Source organism: Staphylococcus petrasii, from assembly GCF_002902565.1.
Taxonomy (GTDB): Bacteria; Bacillota; Bacilli; order Staphylococcales; family Staphylococcaceae; genus Staphylococcus; species Staphylococcus petrasii.
In genome coordinates this window covers 40493-50319 of record NZ_PPRC01000045.1, presented here as the reverse complement: position 1 = coordinate 50319, position 9827 = coordinate 40493, and the positions used below count along the sequence as shown (strand labels likewise).

At 34.3% G+C, this 9827-nt stretch carries 10 protein-coding genes; all 10 read left to right on the top strand.

The annotated features are described in order from the left end of the window. Positions 1–203: 203 nt before the first annotated feature. The 10 genes from CD127_RS08020 to CD127_RS07970 all read left to right on the top strand — a co-directional run bounded on the left by CD127_RS08020 (position 204) and on the right by CD127_RS07970 (position 9757). Positions 204–1475, top strand: coding sequence for a UDP-N-acetylglucosamine 1-carboxyvinyltransferase (locus CD127_RS08020; RefSeq protein WP_103366346.1), 1272 nt, complete (start codon positions 204–206; stop codon positions 1473–1475). 148 nt (positions 1476–1623) lie between these two features. Then, entirely contained in the window at positions 1624–1959 is a 336-nt protein-coding gene (locus CD127_RS08015) for a winged helix-turn-helix transcriptional regulator (RefSeq protein ID WP_103299173.1), read from the top strand. Positions 1960–2104: 145 nt separating this feature from the next. Beyond that, positions 2105–3532 carry an aldehyde dehydrogenase family protein gene (locus CD127_RS08010; protein ID WP_103366345.1) on the top strand — a complete coding sequence of 476 codons (1428 nt, stop codon included), beginning with the start codon at positions 2105–2107 and terminating at the stop codon, positions 3530–3532. Positions 3533–3803: 271 nt separating this feature from the next. Then, the gene (gene rho / locus CD127_RS08005) at positions 3804–5120 is read left to right on the top strand and encodes a transcription termination factor Rho (RefSeq protein WP_103298957.1); all 1317 of its coding nucleotides are present in this window, start codon (positions 3804–3806) and stop codon (positions 5118–5120) included. A gap of 117 nt (positions 5121–5237) precedes the next feature. Then, a complete protein-coding gene (locus CD127_RS08000; RefSeq protein ID WP_103298956.1) occupies positions 5238–5498 on the top strand; it encodes a type B 50S ribosomal protein L31 in 261 nt (86 codons plus the stop codon). A gap of 214 nt (positions 5499–5712) precedes the next feature. Next, the gene (locus CD127_RS07990; protein ID WP_103298955.1) at positions 5713–6312 is read left to right on the top strand and encodes a thymidine kinase; all 600 of its coding nucleotides are present in this window, start codon (positions 5713–5715) and stop codon (positions 6310–6312) included. After that, positions 6312–7388 (top strand): peptide chain release factor 1, encoded by a 1077-nt coding sequence (prfA, locus tag CD127_RS07985; protein ID WP_103298954.1) that lies wholly within the window; start codon positions 6312–6314, stop codon positions 7386–7388. Before CD127_RS07990 ends, prfA begins: the two co-directional genes overlap by 1 nt. Then, positions 7375–8214 (top strand): peptide chain release factor N(5)-glutamine methyltransferase, encoded by an 840-nt coding sequence (gene prmC, locus CD127_RS07980; RefSeq protein WP_103298953.1) that lies wholly within the window; start codon positions 7375–7377, stop codon positions 8212–8214. The genes prfA and prmC overlap by 14 nt, the downstream gene beginning before the upstream one ends. Before the next feature lie 86 nt (positions 8215–8300). Beyond that, positions 8301–9344 carry an L-threonylcarbamoyladenylate synthase gene (locus tag CD127_RS07975; RefSeq protein WP_103366344.1) on the top strand — a complete coding sequence of 348 codons (1044 nt, stop codon included), beginning with the start codon at positions 8301–8303 and terminating at the stop codon, positions 9342–9344. Continuing rightward, positions 9341–9757, top strand: coding sequence for a low molecular weight protein arginine phosphatase (locus CD127_RS07970; RefSeq protein WP_103366343.1), 417 nt, complete (start codon positions 9341–9343; stop codon positions 9755–9757). The genes CD127_RS07975 and CD127_RS07970 overlap by 4 nt, the downstream gene beginning before the upstream one ends. The last annotated feature ends 70 nt before the right edge of the window (positions 9758–9827 follow it).

Here is a 9827-nt window from a genome sequence, read left to right as displayed (position 1 = left end):
TGAATTAATAATTTTTTGAAAATGATTTATAATACTATTATACATAATACCTTTTAAAGGTTTTATACGATTACCAGATATTATTTTTGAAAATTAATTTTACTAAAAAATCTAAGTAATTAACGTTTTACAAATAAATAAAATATAATTTATAATACTAATAATGTACAATTTGAAAATGACAAACAAAGGAGATAAAACTTATGACTCAAGAGGTAATAAAAATCCGTGGTGGTCAAACGCTTAACGGTGAAGTCACAATAAGTGGTGCTAAAAATAGTGCAGTGGCTATCATTCCAGCGACGTTATTAGCTCAAGGCCAAGTAAAGCTTGATGGTCTGCCACAAATTTCTGATGTCGAAACATTAGTGAGTTTATTAGAAGACTTAAATATTAAAACAAATTTAGATGGTAAACATTTAGATGTTGATACAACTAACATACAAAATGCACCATTACCAAATAATAAAGTAGAATCTCTTCGTGCGTCTTATTATATGATGGGAGCGATGTTAGGTCGCTTTAAAAAATGTGTCATTGGCTTACCAGGCGGTTGTCCACTAGGACCTCGACCAATTGATCAACACATCAAAGGATTTAAAGCACTTGGTGCCGAAATCGATGAGTCTAGTGAAACATCTATGAAGCTCGAAGCGAAAGAACTTCATGGTGCTAATATCTTCCTTGATATGGTAAGTGTAGGAGCAACTATTAACATTATGTTAGCTGCCGTGCATGCTAAAGGCCAAACAATTATTGAAAATGCTGCTAAAGAACCTGAAGTTGTCGATGTTGCTAACTTCTTAAATAGCTTAGGAGCAGATGTTAAAGGTGCAGGTACAAGCACGTTGAAAATTAACGGCGTAGAAACATTACATGGCTCTGAATATCAAATTATTCCTGACCGTATTGAAGCAGGAACATACATGTGTATTGCAGCTGCGTGTGGTGAAGAAGTAACAATTAATAATATTGTACCGAAACATGTAGAAGCGTTAACTGTAAAATTAAAAGAATTAGGCGTAGATATAGATATTGACGATGATGCAGAAAAAGCTACAATTAAAGGCCATAAAGATTATAAAAATGTAGATATTAAAACGTTGGTATATCCTGGGTTTGCCACAGATTTACAACAACCAATCACACCATTATTATTTATGGCAGATGGTCCTTCATTTGTTACAGAAACAATTTATCCAGCTCGTTTTAAACACGTAGATGAATTGAAAAATATGGGCGCTAATATTGAAGCGGATATGTCTACAGGTACAGCTACTATTAAACCATCGTCATTACAAGGCGCGGATGTTTATGCAAGTGATTTACGTGCAGGTGCATGTTTAATTATTGCTGGGTTAATCGCTGAAGGCGTAACAACTATTTATAACGTTAAACATATTTATCGTGGCTATACAGACATCGTTAAGCACTTAAAAGAATTAGGTGCAGACATTTGGACTGAACAAGTGTAAAAATATCTGGTATAATAATTATATTAAAGACAAAAAGTAAATGAAGTATAGTGCAAATTTGAGTTGCTTCATAGCTTGTAGCATCACACGAGAGATAGCTACAGGCTTGCTCTTTTTGTGAAAGATGTTTTGATTAGAGGTGAAGACAATGGAAATCTGTCCATATCTTGAAGAAACCTTTAAAATTGTTGGTAGAAGTTGGAACGGTTTAATCATTAACTACCTATCTCGATGCACTGATTATACTGCACACTTTTCCGATATGAAAAGGGATTTAAAAACGATTACCCCTCGTGCTTTAAGTATTAAATTAACAGATTTAGGTGAATGGGGATTAGTAGAAAAAAAGGTAGTTTCAACTAGTCCGGTTTCAATTATTTATGAATTGACAGATAAAGGAAGAGCTCTAGCTGAAGCTTTAAAACCAATGGAAGAGTGGGCTAGAAGTTATATAGAGCTTGAAAATGAAGTTAAAGCTAAATAATTATGAAAAAGTTCTGCGACATTGCGTTACGTTTTAGTGATGCAAAGCAGAACTTTTTTCATTTTAAAATGGCTATGTTTAAATTTTTCAAAAAGGGATAAACATTAGACAGATGAAATAACGACGCTTAAGGAGTGAATAATTGATGAGAAATTATACTCAACAATATATTAACGGCGAATGGATTGATAGTGAAAGCGGAGAAACAATTGACGTAATTAATCCTGCAACTGAAGAAGTTATCGGCAAAGTAGCCAAAGGTAACGAAAAAGACGTAGATAAAGCTGTAGAAGCTGCTAATGACGTATATTTAGAATTTCGCCATAGCTCAGTTAAAGAAAGAAAAGAATTATTAGATAAAATCGTTGAAGAATATAAAAATAGAAAACAAGATATTATTGAAGCTATTACAGATGAATTAGGTGCACCACTTTCTGTATCTGAAAATGTACACTATGAAATGGGCTTACAACATTTCCAAGAAGCTAGTAAAGCATTAGATTCATTTGAATTTGAAGAACGCCGTGGAGATTCACTAGTAACAAAAGAAGCAATCGGTGTCACTGGCTTAGTAACACCTTGGAACTTCCCAACTAACCAAACTTCATTAAAACTTGCAGCGGCATTTGCAGCTGGTAGTCCAGTAGTGCTTAAACCATCTGAAGAAACACCATTTGCTGCAATTATCTTAGCTGAAATCTTTGATAAAGTTGGCGTACCTAAAGGTGTATTCAACTTAGTTAATGGTGACGGTGAAGGCGTAGGTAACCCATTAAGTGAACATCCTAAAGTAAGAATGATGTCATTTACAGGTTCAGGACGTACTGGTTCAAAAATCATGGAAAAAGCTTCAAAAGACTTCAAAAAAGTATCTCTTGAATTAGGTGGTAAATCACCTTATATCGTATTAGACGATGTAGATATTAAAGAAGCTGCGAAAGCTACTACAGGTAAAGTAGTTAATAACACTGGTCAAGTTTGTACTGCAGGTACACGTATCTTAGTACCTGAAAGCATTAAAGAAGAATTCTTAACAGCATTAAAAGAAGAATTCAGTAATGTTAAAGTGGGCGATCCGCGCGAAGAAGGTACACAAGTTGGACCAATTATTAGTAAAAAACAATTTGATACTGTGCAATCATATATTGATAAAGGTGTTGAAGAAGGCGCTGAATTATTCTACGGTGGTCCAGGTAAACCAGAAGGATTAGACACTGGTTACTTTGCAAGACCAACTATCTTTATTAATGTAGATAATGATATGACAATTGCTCGTGAAGAAATCTTTGGTCCAGTAGCATCAGTAATCACTTATAATGATGTAGATGAAGCAATTAAAATTGCTAACGATACAGAATATGGCTTAGCTGGCTATGTAATTGGTAAAGATAAAGATACACTTCAAAAAGTAGCACGTTCAATCGAAGCTGGACGTATTCAAATTAATGAAGCGGCAAATACACCAGACTTACCATTCGGTGGTTATAAACAATCTGGTATTGGTCGTGAATGGGGCGATTACGGAATTGAAGAATTCTTAGAAGTTAAATCAATCGCTGGTTATTTCATTTAATTTGAACAATTAATTTAATTATGATTTATAACAGTGCATGGAACTTTTATAGTTCCATGTGCTGTTTTAATTTTTGAAATTTAATAAAATCATTTTGTAATTAAAATGAAAATTTGCTATATTAATTCTAGTATTTAAGACTCACAACTTTTTGATAAAATAATTTATGATTTATTTGGTGCTGCATTTTCAGAAAAGCAGAAAATAACACAAAATAATAAACTATGTTAAAAATGAGTCTTCATAAAAATATAAGAAATGGGTGCAGTTTATGCCTGAAAGAGAACGTACATCACCGCAATATGAATCTTTTCATGAATTATATAAGAATTACACAACTAAAGAGTTAACGCAAAAAGCAAAATCTTTAAAACTTACTAATTATAGTAAATTGAATAAAAGTGAATTAGTCTTAGCCATCATGGAAGCGCAAATGGAAAAAGATGGCAATTACTACATGGAAGGTGTATTAGACGATATTCAGCCAGATGGTTACGGTTTCTTAAGAACGGTTAACTATTCTAAAGGTGAAAAAGACATTTACATCTCTGCTAGTCAAATTCGTCGTTTTGAAATTAAACGAGGCGATAAGGTGACTGGTAAGGTACGTAAGCCTAAAGATAATGAAAAGTATTATGGCTTATTACAAGTAGACTTTGTAAATGATGAAAATGCTGAAGTTGTCAAAAAACGCCCTCACTTCCAAGCTTTAACACCTCTTTATCCTGAGGAAAGAATTATTTTAGAAACAGATCCTCAAAACTACTCAACGCGTATTATGGATTTAGTTACCCCAATCGGTTTAGGTCAACGTGGACTTATCGTAGCTCCTCCAAAGGCTGGTAAAACTTCATTACTTAAAGAAATCGCTAATGCCATTAGTACAAATAAACCAGACGCAAAATTATTTATTTTATTAGTTGGTGAGCGACCAGAAGAGGTAACAGATATTGAACGTTCAGTTGAATCTGCAGAAGTTGTACATTCAACGTTTGATGAACCACCAGAACACCATGTGAAAGTGGCGGAATTATTACTTGAAAGAGCGAAACGATTAGTTGAGATTGGACAAGATGTTATTATCTTAATGGATTCTATTACGCGTTTAGCACGTGCATATAACTTAGTCATCCCTCCAAGTGGTAGAACATTATCTGGTGGGTTAGACCCAGCCTCATTACACAAACCTAAAGCATTCTTTGGGGCAGCACGTAATATTGAAGCGGGTGGCAGTCTTACAATTCTTGCGACAGCGTTAGTTGAAACAGGTTCACGTATGGACGATATGATTTATGAAGAGTTCAAAGGAACAGGAAATATGGAGTTACACTTAGATCGCAAGTTATCTGAGCGTCGCATCTTCCCAGCAATTGATATCGGTAGAAGTTCAACACGTAAAGAAGAATTATTAATTAGTAAATCTGAGCTAGATTCATTATGGCAACTTAGAAATATGTTTACAGATTCTACAGACTTTACGGAACGCTTCATTAGAAAATTGAAAAAATCAAAAAATAATAAAGAGTTTTTCCAACAATTACAAAAAGCAGCAGAAGAGAGTACTAAAACTGGCAAACCGATAATTTAATGAATATCAGATTGAGGGTTGCGTTTTATAGTAATAACTATTATAATTGCTAAGTATTGGGTAAAAACTCACAAATAACTCTGTTCCAGATGGTTCAGGGCAAAGGAGCTGAAAATAATGAAACAAGGAATTCATCCTGATTACCACAAAGTTATCTTTTTAGATACTACAACAAACTTTAAATTCTTAAGTGGTTCTACAAAAACATCTTCAGAAACTATGGAATGGGAAGATGGAAATGAATACCCAGTTATTCGTTTAGATGTATCTTCTGATTCACACCCATTCTATACTGGACGTCAAAAATTCGCTGCTGCGGATGGTCGTGTGGAACGTTTCAACAAAAAGTTTGGTCTCAAATCAAACAACAACAACTAATTGTAAGTTTAAACTGTCTGCCTAATCTATGTTATATAGAGTTAAGTAGGCAGTTTTTTTATTTTATAGAAATGAGTAAGTAGCGTACTACATAAAGTGTGTTGGTATAAATACTTAAAAATTATGAACATTCTAGATATACATAAAGTCGTTTATAAACAATTAAAATATGATATAATTAAGCGATTATGTTTTGAAAAAGGTGGAACTTATAATGTATGAAACTTACCATTCTGGTTGGATTGAATGCATTACTGGAAGTATGTTTAGTGGCAAATCAGAAGAATTAATTCGTCGATTGCGCCGAGGTCTTTATGCTAAACAAAAAGTAGTAGTGTTTAAACCGGCTATAGATAATCGTTACCATGATGAAAAAGTTGTATCTCATGATGGAAACGAATTAGAAGCCATTAATATTACCACAGCACGAGATATTTTATTACAAGATTTATCACATGTAGATGTGATTGGTATAGATGAAATTCAATTCTTTGATAAAGAAATTGTTAACATTGTTGAAAAACTTGCTGAAGATGGCCACAGAGTAGTAGTTGCTGGATTGGACATGGACTTTCGTGGAGAACCATTCGAACCTATGCCACAAATCATGGCAGTCAGCGAGCAAGTAACTAAATTACAAGCGGTATGTGCTGTTTGTGGTTCGTCTTCAAGTAGAACCCAACGATTAATTAATGGACAACCAGCTAAAATAGATGATCCTATTATTTTAGTCGGAGCGAATGAAAGTTATGAACCAAGATGTAGAGCACATCACATTGTTGCACCGAGTAATAATGACAAGGAGGAAATGTAGTGTTTGATCAATTAGATATTGTTGAAGAAAGATATGAACAATTAAATGAAATGTTAAGTGACCCTGAGGTTGTAAATGATTCAGATAAATTACGTAAATATTCTAAAGAACAAGCTGATTTACAAAAAACAGTAGATGTTTATAGAGATTATAAAAGTAAAAAAGAAGAAATCGCTGAAATCGATGAAATGTTAAACGAAACAGACGATAAAGAAGAAATTGAAATGTTAAAAGAGGAAAGTTCTAGTCTTAAAAGTGTGATTCCTGAATTAGAAGAACAACTTAAATTCTTACTTATCCCTAAAGATCCTAACGATGAGAAAGACGTTATCGTTGAAATCAGAGCAGCAGCAGGTGGAGATGAAGCTGCGATTTTCGCTGGCGATTTATTAAGAATGTATACAAAATATGCAGAATCTCAAAACTTCAAAACTGAAATTGTAGAAGCAGCTGAAAGTGACCATGGTGGTTATAAAGAAATCAGTTTCTCAGTTTCAGGTAGTGGCGCATATAGTAAATTAAAATTTGAAAATGGTGCCCACCGTGTGCAACGTGTGCCTGAAACAGAATCAGGTGGCCGTATTCATACTTCTACTGCTACAGTAGCGGTATTACCAGAAGTTGAAGACGTTGAAATTGAAATTCGTAATGAAGATTTAAAAATTGATACGTACCGTTCTAGTGGTGCAGGTGGTCAGCACGTCAATACTACAGACTCAGCTGTACGTATTACTCACTTACCAACAGGTGTAATTGCAACATCTTCTGAAAAATCTCAAATTCAAAACCGTGAAAAAGCATTAAAAGTGTTGAAAGCACGTTTATATGATATGAAATTACAAGAAGAACAACAAAAATATGCTGCACAACGTAAATCAGCTGTCGGTACAGGTGACCGCTCTGAACGTGTAAGAACATACAATTACCCTCAAAGCCGTGTAACAGACCACCGTATTGGCTTAACATTACAAAAGTTAGATCAAATCATGGAAGGTAAATTAGACGAAATTATCGATGCACTTACACTTTCTGAACAAACTGAAAAACTGAAAGAATTAAATAATGGCGAGCTTTAAGGATAAGTTAACTGAAGCTATTCAATTAGCAAAGAACAAAGGATTTGAACAGTCTCGTGCAGAATGGTTAATGCTTGATTTATTTGGTTGGTCTAGAACGGATTATCTCATGCATATGTATGATGAAATGAATGAAGCTGAGGAAGCTAAATTTTCATTGGCTGTGGAACGTATGCTACTAGGAGAGCCTATTCAGTACATTGTAGGTTTTCAAATGTTCTATGGTCTTCAGTTTCAAGTAAATGCACATTGTCTCATTCCTCGTCCAGAAACTGAAGAAGTGATGCTTCATTTCTTAGAACATGTGAAAGAGGAAGCCACAGTTGTAGATATTGGAACAGGTAGTGGTGCGCTTGCTGTATCACTTAAAAAATTAAATCCTAAATTAAATGTGGTTGCGACAGATGTCGTTCAAGAAACACTAGATTTAGCTAAGGATAATGCCTATCATCATAATGCAGATATTGAATTTTTGCATGGTGATGCTTTAAAACCACTTATCAAAAATAATATTAAAGTAGATGGTCTAATCTCTAATCCACCTTATATCGACTATGAAGAGGTTCATAGTATGGCAGATACTGTTGTAAAATATGAGCCTCATGTTGCCTTATTTGCGAAAAATAAAGGCTATGCAATATATGAATCTATATTAAATGATTTGCCAAAAGTCCTTAATGAAGATGCATATGTTACATTTGAAATAGGGTATAATCAAGGCGAGATATTAAAGGAATTAATTTTAAAAAAATATCCAAATTTATCAGTTAATGTCATTAAAGACATTAATGGAATAGACAGAATCGTGTCATTTGAATGGAAATAAGTTAAAGAGGAGGCTGAGACATTTAATTTTGTCCCAGCCTTTTCATCACTCATAATCACGATATTTAAAGGAAAGGTGTGAGGTGAATGGAAAGTAAAATATGGGATATGCGCAACTATAGTGAAGAGCCACTATCATTTCCTGAGTTAAATGAAATAAAAACAATATTTGAACAAGGCGGTTTAATCGCGATTCCTACTGAAACTGTATATGGTCTTGGTGCAAATGCAAAAGACGAAGAAGCGGTTTCTAATATTTATAAAGCCAAAGGACGTCCCTCTGACAACCCTTTAATCGTGCATATTCATAGTCTAGAACAATTAAATGACTTTGTAGCTCATGTACCTGATGAAGCCAAAATATTAATGGATGCGTTTTGGCCAGGTCCGATTTCATTTATCTTACCGCTTGAAAAAGGTTACCTATGTGATAAAGTGAGCGGTGGTCTAGATTCAATCGCAGTGCGTATGCCGAGTCATACAATCGGACGCGCTATTTTACAATATGTAGATTTACCTATAGCTGCACCAAGTGCAAATTTAAGTGGCCGTCCATCACCTACAACATTTCAACATGTCTATCACGATTTAAATGGTAAAATTGACGGCATAGTTAATGGGGATCAAAGTGAAGAAGGCTTAGAAAGTACCGTGCTTGATTGTACGCAATATCCCTTTAGAATCGCTCGTCCGGGCGCCATCACTCAAACCATGTTAAATGAAGTGCTCCCTGGTAGTGTCGAACATTTTAATTATAATAATGTTGAAAAACCGATTGCTCCGGGCATGAAATATAAACATTATTCACCAGAAACGCCTGTCACTATGTTGAAAGATCTAACGCATCCTATTTTAAACCATAAAGATTGGACAAATGTTGCTTTCATTTTGCCAGAAAGTTTAAAATCTTTCGTTCCAGATGGTTCATGGTTTATTCCTTTATGTCAGGATGAACGTGATATTAAAGGTGCAAATCATAATTTATATGCTATTTTGCATGATATTGATAAGAATGAACTGATTAATGAAGCATATATTTATGCTTTTGAAAATGCAGAAGCCGCAGAAGCCGTAATGAATAGAATGTCCAAAGCAACTGCTAACCGTATCATTAGAGGTGAAGAGTTATGAAAATAACATTTGTATGTACTGGAAATACGTGTCGGAGTCCTATTGCAGAAAGCATAGCTAAAACATTGCTTCCAAACGATACAATTGAATCAAGAGGGTTATTTGCGATAAATGGCCAAGCGGTGACACCAGAGTCTTTAGAAGTTATCTTAGAACATGATTTACCAGAACCTACATCAGCACAACAATTTGATGAGAGTGACCTCAATAGTGATTTAATTTTGACAATGACTCAGTCACATAAAGCGCAATTAATCAATGCGTATGGTGAAAATATTCATGTGTATACTTTAAGTGAATACGTTGGAGAAAACGCTGATGTGGACGATCCATTTGGTGGCAGTATTGATACGTATCGAGATACGTTTAATCAACTTTATAGTCTAATCCATAAATTGCAAGGCTTTTCATAAGACGAAAATATTACATTTAGTATAAGTTATTAATTAAATACGTTATAATGAAGAAGTATAGCTAGTTTGC

Excerpts from the sequence above, each read along its gene's own strand:
- CD127_RS08020 (WP_103366346.1), top strand. The coding sequence starts at position 204 with ATGACTCAAGAGGTAATAAAAATCCGTGGTGGTCAAACGCTTAACGGT.
- CD127_RS08015 (WP_103299173.1), top strand. The coding sequence starts at position 1,624 with ATGGAAATCTGTCCATATCTTGAAGAAACCTTTAAAATTGTTGGTAGA.
- CD127_RS08010 (WP_103366345.1), top strand. The coding sequence starts at position 2,105 with ATGAGAAATTATACTCAACAATATATTAACGGCGAATGGATTGATAGT.
- rho (WP_103298957.1), top strand. The coding sequence starts at position 3,804 with ATGCCTGAAAGAGAACGTACATCACCGCAATATGAATCTTTTCATGAA.
- CD127_RS08000 (WP_103298956.1), top strand. The coding sequence starts at position 5,238 with ATGAAACAAGGAATTCATCCTGATTACCACAAAGTTATCTTTTTAGAT.
- CD127_RS07990 (WP_103298955.1), top strand. The coding sequence starts at position 5,713 with ATGTATGAAACTTACCATTCTGGTTGGATTGAATGCATTACTGGAAGT.
- prmC (WP_103298953.1), top strand. The coding sequence starts at position 7,375 with ATGGCGAGCTTTAAGGATAAGTTAACTGAAGCTATTCAATTAGCAAAG.
- CD127_RS07975 (WP_103366344.1), top strand. The coding sequence starts at position 8,301 with ATGGAAAGTAAAATATGGGATATGCGCAACTATAGTGAAGAGCCACTA.
- CD127_RS07970 (WP_103366343.1), top strand. The coding sequence starts at position 9,341 with ATGAAAATAACATTTGTATGTACTGGAAATACGTGTCGGAGTCCTATT.